14 protein-coding genes and 1 pseudogene are annotated in these 16,439 nt (G+C 70.1%); 9 read left to right on the forward strand and 6 right to left on the reverse strand.

What is annotated here, in order from left to right:
• Positions 1-104: 104 nt before the first annotated feature.
• Entirely contained in the window at positions 105-935 is an 831-nt protein-coding gene (locus I5G_RS15405) for a bifunctional 2-polyprenyl-6-hydroxyphenol methylase/3-demethylubiquinol 3-O-methyltransferase UbiG (protein WP_022879857.1), read from the reverse strand.
• Between the two features lie 139 nt (positions 936-1,074).
• Here I5G_RS15405 and I5G_RS15410 point away from each other — a divergent pair, with 139 nt between their 5' ends.
• Positions 1,075-2,016 (forward strand): RimK family alpha-L-glutamate ligase, encoded by a 942-nt coding sequence (locus I5G_RS15410; RefSeq protein WP_022879858.1) that lies wholly within the window; start codon positions 1,075-1,077, stop codon positions 2,014-2,016.
• Complete coding sequence (locus tag I5G_RS15415) at positions 2,009-3,313, forward strand: O-acetylhomoserine aminocarboxypropyltransferase/cysteine synthase family protein (protein ID WP_022879859.1); 1,305 nt, start codon at positions 2,009-2,011, stop codon at positions 3,311-3,313. Before I5G_RS15410 ends, I5G_RS15415 begins: the two co-directional genes overlap by 8 nt.
• Positions 3,314-3,522: 209 nt before the next feature.
• On the opposite strand, the gene I5G_RS15420 is transcribed toward I5G_RS15415, so the two are convergent.
• A complete protein-coding gene (locus tag I5G_RS15420) occupies positions 3,523-4,584 on the reverse strand; it encodes an LLM class flavin-dependent oxidoreductase (protein ID WP_204365571.1) in 1,062 nt (353 codons plus the stop codon).
• A gap of 145 nt (positions 4,585-4,729) precedes the next feature.
• The gene (locus I5G_RS15425) at positions 4,730-5,632 is read right to left on the reverse strand and encodes a LysR family transcriptional regulator (protein ID WP_022879861.1); all 903 of its coding nucleotides are present in this window, start codon (positions 5,630-5,632) and stop codon (positions 4,730-4,732) included.
• Between the two features lie 104 nt (positions 5,633-5,736).
• Between I5G_RS15425 and I5G_RS15430 the strand changes: the two genes are divergently transcribed.
• Both I5G_RS15430 and I5G_RS15435 read left to right on the forward strand, forming a co-directional pair.
• Positions 5,737-7,104: an MFS transporter gene (locus tag I5G_RS15430; RefSeq protein ID WP_022879862.1), complete on the forward strand. Its 1,368-nt coding sequence runs from the start codon at positions 5,737-5,739 to the stop codon at positions 7,102-7,104.
• A 5-nt stretch (positions 7,105-7,109) separates the two neighbouring features.
• On the forward strand, positions 7,110-7,859 hold the full coding sequence (locus tag I5G_RS15435; RefSeq protein WP_022879863.1) for a 3-hydroxybutyrate dehydrogenase: 750 nt from the start codon (positions 7,110-7,112) through the stop codon (positions 7,857-7,859).
• Between the two features lie 95 nt (positions 7,860-7,954).
• On the opposite strand, the gene I5G_RS15440 is transcribed toward I5G_RS15435, so the two are convergent.
• Together I5G_RS15440 and I5G_RS15445 are read right to left on the reverse strand one after the other, a co-directional pair.
• On the reverse strand, positions 7,955-8,758 hold the full coding sequence (locus tag I5G_RS15440; RefSeq protein ID WP_022879864.1) for an SDR family oxidoreductase: 804 nt from the start codon (positions 8,756-8,758) through the stop codon (positions 7,955-7,957).
• A complete protein-coding gene (locus I5G_RS15445; protein WP_022879865.1) occupies positions 8,755-9,669 on the reverse strand; it encodes an SDR family NAD(P)-dependent oxidoreductase in 915 nt (304 codons plus the stop codon). Before I5G_RS15445 ends, I5G_RS15440 begins: the two co-directional genes overlap by 4 nt.
• A 91-nt stretch (positions 9,670-9,760) precedes the next feature.
• On the opposite strand from I5G_RS15445, the gene I5G_RS22870 reads away from it, so the two are divergent.
• From I5G_RS22870 to I5G_RS15470, 5 genes are all read left to right on the forward strand, one after another.
• Positions 9,761-10,360, forward strand: coding sequence for a TetR/AcrR family transcriptional regulator (locus tag I5G_RS22870; RefSeq protein ID WP_022879866.1), 600 nt, complete (start codon positions 9,761-9,763; stop codon positions 10,358-10,360).
• 241 nt (positions 10,361-10,601) lie between these two features.
• Entirely contained in the window at positions 10,602-12,233 is a 1,632-nt protein-coding gene (locus I5G_RS15455) for an ABC transporter substrate-binding protein (RefSeq protein WP_022879867.1), read from the forward strand.
• A gap of 65 nt (positions 12,234-12,298) precedes the next feature.
• Entirely contained in the window at positions 12,299-13,372 is a 1,074-nt protein-coding gene (locus tag I5G_RS15460) for an ABC transporter permease (RefSeq protein WP_022879868.1), read from the forward strand.
• Between the two features lies 1 nt (position 13,373).
• Positions 13,374-14,438: an ABC transporter permease gene (locus I5G_RS22875; RefSeq protein ID WP_022879869.1), complete on the forward strand. Its 1,065-nt coding sequence runs from the start codon at positions 13,374-13,376 to the stop codon at positions 14,436-14,438.
• Positions 14,435-16,123, forward strand: coding sequence for an ABC transporter ATP-binding protein (locus I5G_RS15470; protein WP_022879870.1), 1,689 nt, complete (start codon positions 14,435-14,437; stop codon positions 16,121-16,123). Before I5G_RS22875 ends, I5G_RS15470 begins: the two co-directional genes overlap by 4 nt.
• Before the next feature lie 121 nt (positions 16,124-16,244).
• Here the strand turns inward: I5G_RS15470 and I5G_RS25980 are convergent.
• Positions 16,245-16,439: pseudogene (locus tag I5G_RS25980) on the reverse strand (hypothetical protein); the annotation flags it as partial.

Genomic DNA, 16,439 nt, shown 5'->3' on the forward strand with positions numbered 1-16,439 from the left:
ATGCTGGCGCGGCCGCGTGCCCCGTACCTGGGGCGGGGGTCACCTTGTGGGGGTGACGTTCGTCATGGGTGCTCTGGCGCTTCGGCGACGGGGCACCGTGCCGGTCAGACCGGCTTCGAAGCGCGGATCGTGTAGCTCAGCGGCATGACCGACGGCTGCTCGGTGAGGGCGTATTCGCCGTCGGGGCGCAGGGTCATCCGGCCGGGGAGCGCCTCCCACGGCACGCTGTCGTGCTCGATGAGCGCGTCCAGGCGCAGCCCACGGTCGAGCAGCGCCGTGACGATCTCGCCGAGGCTGCGGTTCCACTCGTACGTCCGGGTGGATTGCAGCGGAGCCGACACCTCGACGTAGGTGCTGTCGTCATCCCATTCCAGCGGCACCGGCTGCTCGAAGTACGGGAACGCCAGCGTGAGTCCGGGCAGCGTCTCGTTCATCGACCACAGCACCGGGTGGCCCTCCCGGATGTGCAGCGTGCCGCCCGGAGCCAGCAGCTCCGCGACGACTCCGGCCCATTCGCTGATCGACGGCAGCCAGCACAGGGCCCCGATGCCCGTGTAGACGAGGTCGAACTCCCCCGCGGGCAGGACGTCGGTGGCGTGAGAAACGTCCGATCGGACGAAATCGACCGCATCGCCGGTCTCGGCCACCAGGCGCCGGGCCTCCTCAACGGCGTTCTCCGAGAAGTCGAGGCCCGTCACCCGGGCGCCGAGGCGCGCGAGCGACAGCGTGTCGGTGCCGATGTGGCACTGGAGGTGCACGGCCCGCTTCCCGGTGAGGTCGCCGAGCAGCGGCTGGTCGAACCGCACGACGTCACTCAGCGCGGCGCCGTCCTCCACGTAGCGCAGCACGCCGTATCCCGACCCGTCGCGGGCGGCGTGCAGGGTGGCGCGCTCGTTCCAGTTGGCGCGGTTCGCATCGAGGTACTCGGTGGTCATGGCATCCCTTCCGACGGCACAGCCTTGCGACGATACACACGTGGATGCCAGGGCGCCAGGCTCGAGGGTCGTCAGCCGTCGTGACCGCGCGTGACGAGGGCCTGTGCCGGTGTCGGAGGCCCGGGTTAGCCTGGCGGGCATGTCGGGCAGTGTGTACGTGATCCATGAGAACCCCCAGTGGCTTCCGCCGTTCCAGGCGGCCTTCGAGGCGGAGGGGGTGCCGCTCGAGGAGTGGCTGCTGACCGACGGCTCCATCGATCTGTCCGTCGAGCCGCCGGAGGGCGTGTTCTGGTCGCGGCTCAGCGCCTCCGCGCACACGCGTGACCACGCGGCGAGTAAGGAGTACGGCCGCGCTGTGCTGCGCTGGCTGGCGTCGTGGGGCCGCACGGTCGTGAACGGCGCCGACGTCCTCGAGCTCGAGGTCAGCAAGGTGGCGCAGCATGCGGCGCTCCGGCACGCGGGCATCGAGGTTCCGCGCACGACGGCCGTGTTCGGCACCGCGCAGCTCGCGGCGAAGGCCGAGGAGTTCGAGGCGCCCTTCATCAGCAAGCACAACCAGGGCGGCAAGGGCCTGGGCGTACGCCGGTGGGAGTCGCACGCCGAGTTCGGGGCGTGGGTCGACGGCCCCGACTTCGAGCCGTCGCCCGACGGCATCACGCTGCTGCAGGAGCTGCTGGTCGCCCGGGCCCCGTTCGTGACGCGCGCGGAGTTCGTCGGGGGCGAGTTCGTCTACGCCGTCCGTGTCGACACGAGCGCGGGCAGCTTCGAGCTCTGCCCGGCCGAGGCGTGCGCGATCCCCGGTGCCGACGGCGTGGAGCCCGAGCCCCTCTTCCGTCTCCGCGACGACGTCGATCCCGCGCTCATCGACCGGTACCTCGCGTTCCTTGCGGCCGAGGGCATCGGCGTCGCGGGCATCGAGTTCATCGAGACCCGTGACGGCCGCGTCGTCACCTACGACGTGAACACCAACACGAACTACAACCCCGACGTCGAGGCATCCGCTCCCCGCTCCGGTCCGCGCGAGATCGCGCGCTGGCTCGGCGCCCTGCTGCCGCACGAGGCGGTGGGCGTGCGTGGCTGACCCCCACCGCGACTGGGACGGCTTCGGGTTCGCGACCCGGCAGGTGCACGCCGGCGAGGTCGAAGACCTCACGCACGGCTCGCGCGTGACGCCCGTGCACCTCTCGGCGGCGTACCGGTTCGCGTCGTTCCAGGAGGCGACGGACCGCTTCGCCGGCACCGACCTGGGGCACCTGTATTCGCGCAATCTCAATCCCACGAACCAGGTCGCCGAGGCACGGCTCGCGTCGCTCGAGGGTGGAACGGGGGCGCTCGTCGTCGGGTCGGGGCAGGCCGCGATCACCACGACGCTGCTCGGCCTCGCGGGTGCGGGCGAACACATCGTGTCGACCGCGAGCATCTACAGCGGCACGCGGGTGCTGTTCGGCCGAACGTTCGCGCGCCTCGGCGTCACCGTGGAGTATGTCTGGGACCCCGAGGACGACGCCGAGTGGGACGCCCTGATCCGCCCCGAGACGAAGGCGATCTTCACCGAGACGCTCCCGAACCCGAAGAACGACGTCGTCGACATCTCGCACGTCGCGCGGATCGCGGCGCGCCACGGCCTGCCGGTCGTCGTCGACAACACGATCGCGACGCCGTACCTGCTGCGTCCCCTCGAGCAGGGTGCGCACATCGTCGTGCACTCCGCGACGAAGTTCCTGTCGGGTCACGGCGCCAACCTCGCCGGTGCCGTCGTCGACGGCGGCACGTTCGATTGGTCCGGGTCAACGCGGCCGTACCCGGGCATCACCGAGACCCCCGCCGCGGGATACCCGTCGTTCGTCGAGGCCTTCGGCCCCCGGGCCTTCGAGCTGTACCTGCGGTTCGGCATCGCCAACGACACCGGCCCGGCCCTGTCACCGCTGAACGGCTTCCTCCTGCAGCAAGGCATGGAGACGCTGTCCGTGCGGATGCGTCAGCACTTGGCATCCGCCCGCGAGATCGCCGAGTGGCTCGACGGCCACGAGCTCGTCGAGAGCGTCGACTTCGCGGGACTCCCGTCCCACCCGCAGCACGCGCTCGCCGTCCGCGACTACGGCGGACTCACCGGGTCGGTGTTCTCGTTCACCGTGCGCGGTGGACGCGACGGCGCCGAGCGCTTCTTCGACGCCCTGCGCCTGTTCAGCCGCATGACCAACATCGGCGACACCCGCTCGATGGCGCTGCACCCGGCCACCACGACGCACCTCGGCTTCACGCAGGAGATCCGCGACCGCCTCGGCATCCACGACGGGCTCATCCGGCTGTCGATCGGACTCGAGGATGCCAGTGACCTCATCGCCGACCTCGAGCAGGCGCTCCGCGCGGCGGCGTAGTTCCGCGGGTCGGGGCGGCGGGCGGCGCGGGCGCGCGGCGCTGGCGCGGCGGCGGAGTCCCGCGGGCCGGGGCGGCGGGTGACGCGGCGCGTCGTCTCGGCGTCGAGTGTCCAGGACACGCGGATGCCATGGCATCCGGTCCGCGTGTTTTGGACACCGAACCTTCACGCGCGGCACCGATGGCAGCCGAGCCCGGGGAGTCCCCCGGTTCAGGCGTCGCGCAGCGCCTCGAGTCGGCGCACGCGCGGGATGACCTCGGCGGCGAACCGCTGCAGCTCGGGCAGGTGCGGCGAGAACTGCAGCAGCAGCGTCGAGACGCCGATGTTCGCGAAGGCGACGATGCGCTCGGCCACCTGGTCGGGCGTTCCGACGAGGTTCGGTCGTAGGCCACGATTGGAGACCGAGTACTCCTTGAGGTCGACCGGGGTGTCGAGCTTGGACTTGCTCACGAACTCCTGGTACGAGCCGTAGGCCGCTCCCCCGCGCACGTCGGTGATGCGCTCCACCTCGGCCTGGGCTTCTTCCTCGGTGTCGCGCACAATGCCGTACGCCGCCATGCCGAACGCTTCGAACGGTGCGGCGCCGGCCTCGCTGCGGCGGCGTCGCATGTCGGCGACCTTCACCTCGAGCTCGTCGAGGGTGCCGCCGTGCGTGAGGTACGCGTCGGCGAAACGCGTGATCGCCGTACGTCCGGCCTCGCTCTCGCCGCCCGCGTACAGGCGCGGGATCACGCGCGGCTTCGGCTCGAGGAACGTGCCCTCGGTGCGGTAATACTCCCCCGCGTAGGCGAACGGCGTCTCCGTCCACAGTCCGCGGAGCACCTCGACCCACTCGATCGTGCGGGCGTAACGGTCGTCGTGCGCGCTGAACAGGCCGTCGTACTGCTTCGCCTCCTCGGCCCACCACGCCGACACCACGTTGAGTGTGAACCGCCCGCCGCTGATCTCGTCGATCGTGGCCGCCTGCTTCGCGGTGTGGAACGGGTTGTGGAACCCCGGCCGCACGGCGGCAAGCAGTTCGAGCTTCGACGTCACGGCGGCGAGCCCCGCGGTCACCGCCCACGCGTCGAGCGACGGCGCCTCGACGCCCTTGATGTCGTTGAGGTTCAGCTCGGGGATGAGTGTGAGATCGAAGCCGCCCTCCTCGGCGACCCGCGCGATCTCCGCGATGTGCGCGAACGACACCGGCGTCTGCTCGTCGTCGATGTTGCGGAGCCACCCGCCGAAGATCGGGGTCCAGTAGCCGAAACGCACGCGCTGGGGGGAGGTCATGGCATCCATCCTCACCCGTTATCCGGATGCGACGCTCCCCCGCCGCAACGAGGGGTCACGCTGAACGCATCCAGTGTCCAAGACACGCCGCATCGAGACCGCGCGATACGGCGTGTCTTGGACACTCGACGTGGGGGAGAGACATCTATGCCCCGTCGAGCATGGACTGCGCGGCCGCGGTCTGCGCGCGGAGCGCGTCGGCCAACGCCGCCACGGCGGGGATCCGCAGCGAATCCGCGCGCACGATCATCCAGTACGAGAGCCTCTCCGCCACAATGGACGGCAAGAGTCGCACGAGATCCGGATGCCGGTCGGCGGCGAAGCAGGGAAGCATTCCGATTCCGGCACCTACGCGTGTCGCCTCCACGTGCACGAACACGTTGGTCGAGGTCACACCGTCCCGCATGCGAGGGACCAGTCGCCGCGGAAGGTCGAGCGCCTCCACCTGCAGCATCGAGTCGACGAAATACACGAGCCGGTGCTGCTCGAGCTCGGCGAGGTCGCGGGGCGTCCCCTCCCGCTCGAGATACGCCCGGGAGGCGTACATGCCGAGCGTGTAGGTGCCGAGACGGGTCGCCGCGCCGCGCGACGACTGCGGCTCCCCCACCACGACCTCGAGGTCCAAGCCCGGGCGGTGCAGCGCGGCCCTCCGCTGCGTGGCCACGATCTCGACGGTCAGCTCCGGATGCCGCTGACGCAGGGCCGCGATCGCGGGAGCCGCGACGTAGGCGCTGAAGCCGTCGGTCGCCGACATCCGCACGACCCCCGAGACGGGATCCGGCTCCTCTCCCCCGCCCGACAGCCGCGACATCGCGGCCTCGATACGTCCGGCCGTCTCGACCGCGTGCTTTCCGAGCGCTGTCAGCTCCCACCCGCGGCCCGAGGCGGCGACGACGCGGCCGCCGAGCGCGTCCTCGAGCGCGGCGATGCGCCGGGCGACGGTGGTGTGGTCGACGCCGCGGACCTGCGCGGCGGCGGTGTAGCGGCCCGTGCGGGCGACCGCGAGCAGCATCAGGAGGTCGTCGGCGCGGACGTTCGTGGCATCCATGTGTGCAATTCTGCACACCCGGTCGGCAGCACTGGGCATTGCCGCAACACCCGACGCCGCGCAGACTCATCCCCGGATGTCACCGTCGACACCGAAGGAGCAGCATGGAATCCCCCGCCGCCGCGCAACGCAGCGCCTCCCCCGAAATCTCGACCAGCAAGATCCGTCGCGTCGTCGCCGCCTCCATGGCCGGCACGGTCGTCGAATGGTACGAGTTCTTCCTCTACGCCACCGCCGCGAGCCTCGTCTTCGGCACGTACTTCTTCCCGTCGTCGGGCTCACCGCTCGACGGCATCATCGCCGCCTTTGTCACCTACGCGGTCGGCTTCGTCGCGCGCCCCCTGGGCGGCATCGTCTTCGGGCAGATCGGCGACCGGTTCGGCCGCAAGCCGACGCTGCAGGCGACGATCATCATCGTCGGCGCCGCCACCTTCCTGATGGGATGCCTCCCCGGCTTCGCGTCCGTCGGATACTGGGCGCCCGCGATGCTCGTGGCCCTGCGTTTCATCCAGGGCTTCGCGGTCGGCGGAGAGTGGGGCGGTGCCGTCCTGCTGGTCGCCGAGCAGAGCCCGAACCGCTCGCGCGCGTTCTGGGCCAGCTGGCCGCAGGCCGCCGTTCCGGTCGGCAACCTGCTGGCGACGACGGTCCTCCTGATCATGTCGTTCGCCCTCTCCCCCGCCGCGTTCCTCGACTGGGGCTGGCGCGTCGCGTTCTGGCTCTCGGCCGTGATCGTGCTGGTCGGCTTCTATATCCGCACGCACGTCGAGGAGGCGCCGATCTTCCTCGAGGCCAAGAAGCAGGTCGAGCAGGAGAAGGCGACGTCGTTCGGTGTCGTCGAGGTGCTGCGCCGCTACCCCAAGGGCGTCGTCCAGGCGATGGGCGTGCGCTTCGCGGAGAACATCGTCTACTACATCGTCGTCAGCTTCTCGATCGTCTACCTGAAGGTCGTCCACTCGTACGACACGAGCCAGCTGCTCCTCGCGCTGCTGATCGCGCACGTCATCCATTTCGCCGTGATCCCCCCGATCGGGCGCCTCGCCGACCGCATCGGTCGCAAGCCCGTGTACCTCACCGGCGCGATCCTCAGCGCGACCTGGGCGTTCTTCGCCTTCCCGATGTTCGACACGTTGAACCCCGTCGTGATCGTGGCCGCCGTGGCGCTCGGACTCGTGTTCCACGCCGGCATGTACGCGCCGCAGCCGGCGGTCATGGCCGAGCTGTTCCCGACGCGCATGCGCTACTCGGGCGTCTCGCTCGGCGCCCAGGTCACCGCGATCCTCGCCGGGTCGCTCGCGCCGATCCTCGCGACGCAGTGGCTGAAGGACACCGGCTCGTGGCTGCCGATCGCGCTGTACATCGTGGCGGCCTGCGTGCTGACCGCCATCGCCGTACTGTCACTGAAGGAGACGCGGGGCATCTCGCTGCGCGACATCGACGCCGCGGACGCGAAGCTCGCCGCGCGGGGGAAGTAGGAAGCATGAGCATCGACCTCAGCGGGCGTCGCGCCCTCGTCACCGGCGGTGCCAGCGGCATCGGAGCGGCGATCGCGCGTGCGTTCGCCGAGGCCGGCGCCACCGTCACGGTCGCCGATCTCAACGCCGAGGGTGCCGAAGCCCTCGCCGCCGAGATCGGCGGCCGCGCGTGGGCCGTCGACCTGTCGGACACCGCGGCCCTGGCCGATCTGAGCCTCGACGTCGACATCCTCGTCAACAACGCCGGTATCCAGCACGTGAGCCCGATCGAGGACTTCGCCCCCGAGCGCTTCTCGTTCATGCTGCGGCTCATGCTCGAGGCCCCGTTCCTCCTCATTCGCGCGGCCCTCCCCGGGATGTACGAGCGCGGCTTCGGCCGGGTGCTGAACGTGTCGAGCGTCCACGGTATACGCGCATCGGAATACAAGTCCGCGTACGTCACCGCCAAGCACGGTCTGGAGGGACTCTCCAAGACCACGGCCCTCGAGGGCGCACGCCACGGCGTCACGAGCGTGTGCATCGACCCCGGATACGTGCGGTCGCCGCTCGTCGAGAAGCAGCTCGCGGACCAGGCGCGGGCGCATGGCATCCCGGAGTCCGAGGTGCTCGAGACGGTCTTGCTGAAGGATGCCGCGATCAAGCGGCTCGTCGAGCCGTCCGAGGTCGCGTCACTCGCGCTGTGGTTGGCCGGACCGGATGCCGCGATGGTCACCGGCACGAGCTACGTGATGGACGGCGGCTGGTCCGCGCACTGACGGGAGGGTTGTGTGCCCGTGGACGCCCGCACTGACGTGTGGGGTGGGCGCCCGGACCCAGGGGTGGGCGCCCGCGCGGACGCCCACCCGGACGGTCAGTCGAACACGCGGGGCCCGCGGATCACCGCATCGGCCCCACCGTCGACGAACACCACCTGGCCCGTCATGTGGGCGTTGGGGGCGTCCGTGAGCCAGGCCAGCACCTCGGCGATCGCCTCGGGGCGAGCCGGTCCGGCCAGGGGCATCGGCACGACTTGCATGAGCGCGTCGCGTCCCTCGGGGGTCGCGAGCAGGGGCTCGGTCATGGGCGTCAGGATGATGCCCGGGCCGACCGCGTTGAGCGGGATTCCGGATGCCGCCCACTCCGGCGTCACCGCCCGTTCGCGCACCCACTCGGCGATCGCGCGTTTCGTCGACGGGTAGATGAGATCGCCCAGGCCTTCCGCGGCGAGCCCGTCGGCGCGGGCGACCGCGGCATCCTCGTCGCCCACCCGGAGCAGGTCCACCAGTTGGGCGTCATTCTGCTGGAGGGCGGAGAAGGAGGCGACGACAGCGGCGCGGGGCGCGGGCGAGTTCCGCAGCAGCGGCAGGAGCGCCTCGAGGGTCGCGACCGCACCGAAGTAGTTGACGCGCACCGTGAGAGACGTGGGCAGAGCCACCCCCGCCACGGCGATGACGCCGTCGACGGTGTCGCCGATCGCCTCGCGAACCGCGTCGGCCAGCGACCCGCGGCCCGCGTCGGTCGAGAGGTCGGCGTCGATGTCGCTGCCGCGCAGGTCGACTCCCACGACGCGGTGCCCGCGCGACCGCAGGAGAGCGGCGGTGGCCGCACCGATTCCGGATCCGGCACCGGTGACGACGTACGTGCGGGGCGTCGTGCACGCGGATGCCGTGCTCACGGGACGAGCGCGAACTCGGCGACCATGGACTCGGGGACCGCGTAGCCCTCGAGGTCGCGAATACGGTCGATGTGGGCGGCGACGTCGTCGGCGGTGGCGACCGGTTCGTCGTGCGCGACGTGCCACCCGGGCGCGACGCCCATGAACACGCGGGCATATCGGCCCCGAGCGATCGAGTACAGCTCGCGTGTCGCGGTGTTCTGCTCGCTGGCGAGGTAGGCGACCATCGCCGTGATCATCTCGGGCTCCCCGTGCGCGGGTGTCGTCGGCATCCCGACGAACTGTTCAGGGTTCATGTCGGCCTGCATGCGGCTGTTGGCGGCCGGGAGGATCGTGTTGACCAGGATGCCGTGGGGTTTGCCCTCGAGCGCCACGACGTTCGCGAGGCCGAAGACGGCTCCCTTGGCGGCGGCGTAGTTCGCCTGCTGGATCGAGCCGAACAGGCCGGCCGCCGACGACGTGAAGACGATGCGTCCGTAGCCGTTGTCCCGCATGACCTCGAACGCCGGCTGCGTGACGTTGAAGGCGCCCTTGACGTGAACGGCGAGCAGCGACTCCACGGACTCCGGCGACAGATCCGTGAAGGGGGCGTTGCGGATGTTCCCGGCGTTGTTGACGAGGATGTCGACCCGGCCGAACGCGTCGAGCGCGGTCTCGACGATCCCTCGTCCCCCCTCCGGCGTGGCGACCGAGTCGTAGTTGGCGACGGCCTCGCCGCCGGCGGCCCGGATCTCGGCGACCACGTCGTCGGCCATCGCGGTGCCGCCGTTCGCGCCCGTGATGTCTCCGCCGAGGTCGTTGATGACCACCTTGGCGCCCCGTCGAGCGAGTTCGAGCGCGTGGGCCTTCCCCAGTCCTCCGCCGGCACCGGTGACGATGGCCACTCTGCCGGCGAACGAGATTTCGGACATGTTGTTCTCCTTCGAAACTGAGCGATCCGCTCGTGGCACAGTCTGCCACTTTGCGTATATGTGCCACCAGAGAGAACGGCATACTTGGCCCATGCCCGAGAGCCGTGTTCCCCCCGTCTCGACGCTGCGCGCGCGGCGCCGCGTCGAGACGATGGCCCTCATCGAAGCCGCCGCCGCCGACCTCTTCGAGGCTCAGGGTTACGAGCAGACGACCGTGGAGCAGATCGCCGATCGCGCGGGAATCTCGATGCGCACGTTCTACCGGCACTGCGCGAGCAAGGACGGCACGCTGGTGGGGGAGCTGGCCGACGGTCCCGCCACGTTCATCCGTCACCTCGCCGCGCACTTGCCGGGGCCACTGCTCGCGGCCGTGGTCGACGGGTTCGTGGAGTCGATCGCCGTGGAGCCCGAGATGCGCCGGCGACTGACCCGCATCATCGTGCAGACGCCGGCGCTGCGCGCGTCCTGGCTCGCAGCGGGACGCCAGGCGCAGGACGACCTCGTCGAGCTGTTCCAGCGCGAGCGGCCCGATCTGGGCGCGCTCGCTGTGCGCGGGTTGGCCGCGGCGACGATCGCGTCGTTGACCGTGGCCGTCGAATCGTGGGCGATCGGAGAGTCCCCGTCGGCCCGTGAGGCCGCCGCGGACGCGCTGAGCACGATCGCGCCGGCGCTCGCCGAACCGTTGCGCTGAGCCGCCGCGGACGCGCTGAGCACGAATCGCGCCGGCGTTAGCCGAACCGTTGCGCTGAGCGTCCCGGGAGCGCTCTCGCCCGGAACATCTCCGACAAGGCATCCGGGGGACCGGAAGATATTCGAGGTTTCGTTATCGTAAAAAGACGGTCCAATAGTTGGAGTGTGGCCTCCTGAAGACAAAGATGTCCGAAGGACTGCGGCACTTGTCGCGATCGACACTTCACAGCAGAGGTAACTCAATGACACTGCACAACAGTGGTCGAGGCCGTCTCGGCCTCGCTCTCGGCGCCGTCGGCGTCTCGGCTCTCGTCCTCGCGGGCTGCTCCGCCGGCGGGGGAGACAACGGCTCGGACAGCGGCTCGACCGAACCCCTCGTCGTCGGCACCACCGACAAGATCAGCTCGATCGACCCGGCCGGCTCGTACGACAACGGCTCGTTCGCCGTGATGAACCAGGTCTACCCCTTCCTCCTCAACAGCCAGTACGGCACGTCGGACGTCACGCCCGACATCGCCGAGTCGGCCGAGTTCACGTCGCCGACCGAGTACACGGTCAAGCTCAAGTCGGGCCTGAAGTTCGCGAACGGCCACGACCTCACGTCCTCCGACGTGAAGTTCTCGTTCGACCGCCAGGTCAAGATCGCCGACCCCAACGGCCCGTCGTCGCTGCTCGGCAACCTCGACAGCGTCTCGACGCCCGACGACACCACCGTCGTCTTCACGCTGAAGAACGGCAACGACCAGGTCTGGCCGCAGATCCTGTCGAGCCCGGCCGCGCCGATCGTCGACGAAGAGGTCTTCTCCGCCGACGCCGTCACGCCGGACGACACCATCGTCCAGGGCAAGGCCTTCGCCGGTCAGTACACGATCGACTCGTACAAGCTGAACGAGCTCATCTCGTACAAGCCCTACGCCGACTACCAGGGCTCGCTCCCGAAGCCGGCGAACGGCGGCATCTCGGCGAAGTACTACGCCGACGCGTCGAACCTGAAGCTCGACGTGCAGTCGGGCGCGATCGACGTCGCGTACCGCAGCCTCAGCGCGACCGACATCGACGACCTGTCGAAGAACGACGCGGTCAAGGTCGTCGACGGCCCCGGCGGCGAGATCCGCTACATCGTCTTCAACTTCGACACCATGCCCTTCGGCGCGAAGACCCCCGAGGCCGACGCCGCCAAGTCGCTCGCCGTCCGTCAGGCCGCGGCCGACCTGATCGACCGCCAGGCGATCGCGACCGACGTCTACAAGGACACCTACTCGCCGCTCTACTCCTACGTTCCGCAGGGTCTCGCGGGCGCCAACGAGGCGCTCAAGGGTCTGTACGGCGACGGAAACGGCGCTCCGGATGCCGCGAAGGCCAAGGCCACGCTGACCGCGGCCGGCATCACGACGCCCGTCACGCTGAACCTGCAGTACAACGGCGACCACTACGGTCCCTCGTCGGGTGACGAGTACGCCGCGGTCAAGGCGCAGCTCGAGAAGGACGGCCTGTTCACGGTCAACCTCGCGCAGACCGAGTGGGTGCAGTACACCAAGGACCGCGTCGCCGACGTGTACCCCGCGTACCAGCTCGGCTGGTTCCCGGACTACTCGGATGCCGACAACTACCTGACCCCGTTCTTCTCGCTGGACAACTTCGTCGGCAACCACTACGACAACGCCGACGTCCAGAAGATGATCATCGACCAGGCGACGCAGACCGACAAGGCCACGCGTGAGCAGGAGATCGGCAAGATCCAGGACGCGGTGGCGGCCGACCTCTCGACCCTTCCGCTGCTCCAGGGCAAGCAGGTCGCGATCGTCGGCTCGAGCGTGAAGGGCGCCGTCCTCGACGGTTCCTTCAAGTTCCGCTACGCCCCGCTGAACAAGTAATCGACGCCGGGTGCCCGGTCCCTCGCGGGGCCGGGCACCCGCTGCGTTCCTCTCGTTAGGTTCCCATGGCCACCGCCGTCGACGCCCCCGTCATCGCTGCGCCCGCCGCCCCGAAGGGCGGCGGTCTCTGGCGCTACATCCTCGTCCGCCTCGTGCTGATCATCCCCACGGTCTTCATCCTCGTGACCGTGGTTTTCCTGCTCATGCGGGTCACGGGCGACCCGATCACCGCCGCGCTCGGAGGACGCCTCCCACCCGACCAGCTCGCGGAGCGCATCCACGAGGCCGGCTACGACCGCCCGCTCTACGAGCAGTACTTCGAGTACATCTGGGGTGTGCTGCGCGGCGACTTCGGCACCACGCTGACCGACAACCGTCCGGTCCTCGGCATCCTGCTCCAGTACGGCTCGGCCACGCTCGAGCTCGCGATCTACGCGCTCGTCGTGGCGCTGCTGGTCGGCATCCCGTTCGGTCTTCTCGCCGCCTACCGCCGCGACCGCTGGCCCGACGCGGTCCTGCGCATCGGCGCGATCCTCGGCTACGCCACCCCGATCTTCTTCGTCGGCCTCCTGCTGAAGCTCGTCTTCGCGGTGTGGCTGAGCGTGCTGCCGGTCGCCGGCCGCGCCAGCACCCGCACCGAGCTGAAGCTCCAGGGCCTCGATAACCCCAGCGGCATATATCTCCTGGATGCCATCCGCCTCGGCGACGGAGCCGCGGTCGGCGACGTGCTGACCCACGCGATCCTGCCGGGTCTGGCGCTCGGCATCCTGACCGCCGGCATCTTTTTGCGGCTCGTGCGCACCAACGTGATCGGCACGCTCGGCGCGCAGTACGTCACGTCGGCGCGTTCCCGCGGCGTGGGGGAGTTCCGCCTGGTCACCAAGCACGCCTATCGCCCCGCGCTCATCCCGATCATCACCGTGATCGGCCTGCAGATCGCCCTGCTGCTCGGTGGCGCGGTGCTCACCGAGACCACGTTCGAGTGGAAGGGGCTGGGCTTCATGCTCAGCGAGTACCTGAAGGCGCGCGACTTCGTGGCGGTGCAGGGCATCGTCGTGATGATCGCGCTGATCGTCGCCGTCACGAACTTCCTCGTCGACGTCATCGCGGCGATCATCGACCCGCGAGTGAGGTACTGACATGACGGATGCCACGACCCCCGCGGCCCTGACGGAGCGCAAGGTTCCCCTGCGCGACCGTCTGCCGATCGTCTCCCACCTGCGTCGCAGCGTCGGGCTGCAGCGCACGATGCTCGTGATCGGCCTCGTGATCACGATCGTCTTCGTGCTCGTCGCCGTTCTCGCGCCGGTGCTCGCCCCCTACAGCTTCGCGCAGCAGGAGGCGAACGGCGTGAAGTTCGGCACGCAGCAGGCGCCGAGCGCGATGAACCTGCTCGGCACGACCGTCGGTGGGTACGACGTGCTGTCCCGCGTGATCTGGGGTGCGCAGACCGCGCTCCTGGTGATCCTCTGCGCGATCGTGTTCTCGATCTTCCTCGGCATCTTCTTGGGGCTGGTCAGCGGCTACTTCGGCGGCTGGATCGACCGCATCCTCGTGGTGCTGGCCGACGCGATCTACGCCTTCCCGTCGCTGCTCCTCGCGATCGTGATGTCGATCGCGATCACTCGTGGACAGTCGACGCTGTGGGGCGGCATCCTCGCGACCGCGATCTCGATCACGGTGGTGTTCGTGCCGCAGTACTTCCGCGTGATCCGTGCCGAGGTCGTGCGCGTGAAGGCGGAGCCGTTCGTCGAGTCGGCTCGCGTGATCGGCGTGCCGACCGCGCGCATCCTGCTCCGCCACGTGCTGCGCAACTCCACGCGCTCGCTGCCGGTCGTCGTGACGCTCAACGCCTCGGAGGCGCTGCTGACGCTCGCGGGTCTGGGCTTCCTCGGCTTCGGCATCGAGGCCACGGCCGCGGCGGAATGGGGCTACGACCTCAACCGCTCTGTCAGCGACGTGACCAGCGGCATCTGGTGGACGGCCGTCCCTCCGGGCGTCGCGATCGTCCTCGCCGTGCTCGGCATCACGCTCGTCGGCGAGAGCCTCAACGACCTCAGCGACCCGCGGCTCCGCACGCGCCGCCGCGCCGGACGCGCTCCCGCACCGGTCACCGCGGTCGACCCCGCCCCGGCTCCGACCTCGGCGACCGCCGCTCCCGCCGGGCCCCCGGCATCCACTTCTTCCGAGGGGAGCCCCTCATGACCGGCACCACCGCGCCCGTCGCCCGCATCGACGACCTTCGGGTCACGTTCGCGACCGACGGCGACCCCGTCGCCGCGATCAACGGCATCTCGCTCGAGGCGCACGCCGGCGAGGTGCTCGCGATCGTCGGCGAGTCCGGGTCGGGCAAGACCGTCACGGCCAACACGCTGCTGGGGCTCCTGCCCGAGACCGCAACCCTGTCGGGCGCCGTGATCGTCCGCGGTCGCGACGGCGACGAGACCGACATCGTCCACGCGACCCACGCGCAGCTGCGCGCGATGCGCGGACACGACGCCGCGATGGTCTTCCAGGAGCCGTCCACCGCGCTGAACCCGGTGTACACGGTGGGGTGGCAGATCGCGGAGGGCCTGCGCGCCCACGGGAAGCTGTCGCGCGCCGAGGCGAAGGCCCAGGCCGTCGACATCCTGCGCCGGGTCGGCATCCCGAATCCCGACAAGCGCGTCGACGACTACCCGCACCAGTTCTCCGGCGGCCAGAAGCAGCGCGTGGTCATCGCGATGGCGCTCGTGCTCAACGCGGGCCTCATCATCGCCGACGAGCCGACCACGGCCCTCGACGTCACGGTGCAGGCCGAGATCCTCGACCTGCTGCGCACGTGCCGCGACGAGTTCGGCGCGACGATCGTGCTCATCACCCACAACATGGGCGTGGTCGCCGACCTGGCCGACCGGGTCATCGTGATGTACCGCGGCGACATCGTCGAGCAGGCGCCCGTGCGCTCGCTGTTCGCCGCGCCGCAGCAGCAGTACACGCGCGAGCTGCTGGCCGCCGTGCCGCACGTCGGCCGCGGGAAGAGCGCGCAGCAGAAGCTCGCGACCCCGGCGCCGACCGCGCCCCCTGCGGGCAGTCTGGTCGTGGCCGAGAAGGTCGAGATCGGCTACCCGGGGCGCTTCGGTACGACCGGCGTCATCGCCGTGAAGGGCGTCGACTTCTGGATCGGCCCCGGCGAAGTGCTCGGTCTCGTGGGCGAATCGGGTTCGGGCAAGACGACCATCGGCCGCGCGATGGTGGGGCTCACCTCGGTCGTCGGCGGGTCGCTCAAGGTGCTCGGCACCGAGATGCGCGGCGCGAAGTCCCGCACGCTCGCGAAGACCCGCCCGGACATCGGCTTCGTCTTCCAGGACCCGGCGACGAGCTTCAACCCGCTCCTCACGATCGCGGAGTGCATCGCCGAGCCGCTCCTCGTGCACCGGCGCGCGTCCGGCGCCCGCGCCGCGCGTGCGCGCGTGGACGAACTCCTGGATGCCGTCCAGCTCCCGACCGCGTTCGGCGACCGGTACCCGCACGAGCTGTCGGGCGGCCAGCGTCAGCGCGCGTCGCTGGCCCGGGCGCTCGCGCTCGACCCGAAGCTGCTCATCGCGGACGAGCCGACCTCGGCACTCGACGTGTCGGTGCAGGCCCGAGTTCTGCAGCTCTTCGCGGAGTTGCAGAAGGAGTTCGGGTTCGCGTGCCTCTTCATCAGTCACGACCTCGCGGTCGTCGACGAGGTGGCCGACCGCATCGTGGTGCTCCGCCAGGGCGTGATCCGCGAGCAGGGCACGACGGTGCAGGTGCTCACGGAGCCGAGCGACGACTACACGAAGCGGCTGCTGGCATCCCTCCCGGTGCCGGACCCGGTCGCGCAGGAGTCCCGCCGCGAGCTGTGGCGGTCGACGCGCGTCTGACCCCCGTGCGGCTGCGCCGCACAGGACGCGTGAGGTGCCAAGATTTGTCGCCTGGAGCGCGTCCCAGGCGACAAATCCTGGCGACTCGCGCGGGTGCGCGCGGGGACCCGGGGCAGCGCGCCTACCGCAGGAACGTGTCGGAGATCACCGTGAAGAGCCACCAGCCGATGGCCAGCACGGCGAGCACGCCGCCGACCCACGAGAAGCCGCGGCGCAGGCGGCGTCCCTCGCGCGCGACCCCGACCGGCGGGGGAGTGAGGAGCGGAACACCGGATGCCACGGGCGCCGGCGCCGCGGCCAACCGCTCGTCGCGCCA

This window comes from Microbacterium sp. B19 (assembly GCF_000333395.1).
Taxonomy (GTDB): domain Bacteria; phylum Actinomycetota; class Actinomycetes; order Actinomycetales; family Microbacteriaceae; genus Microbacterium.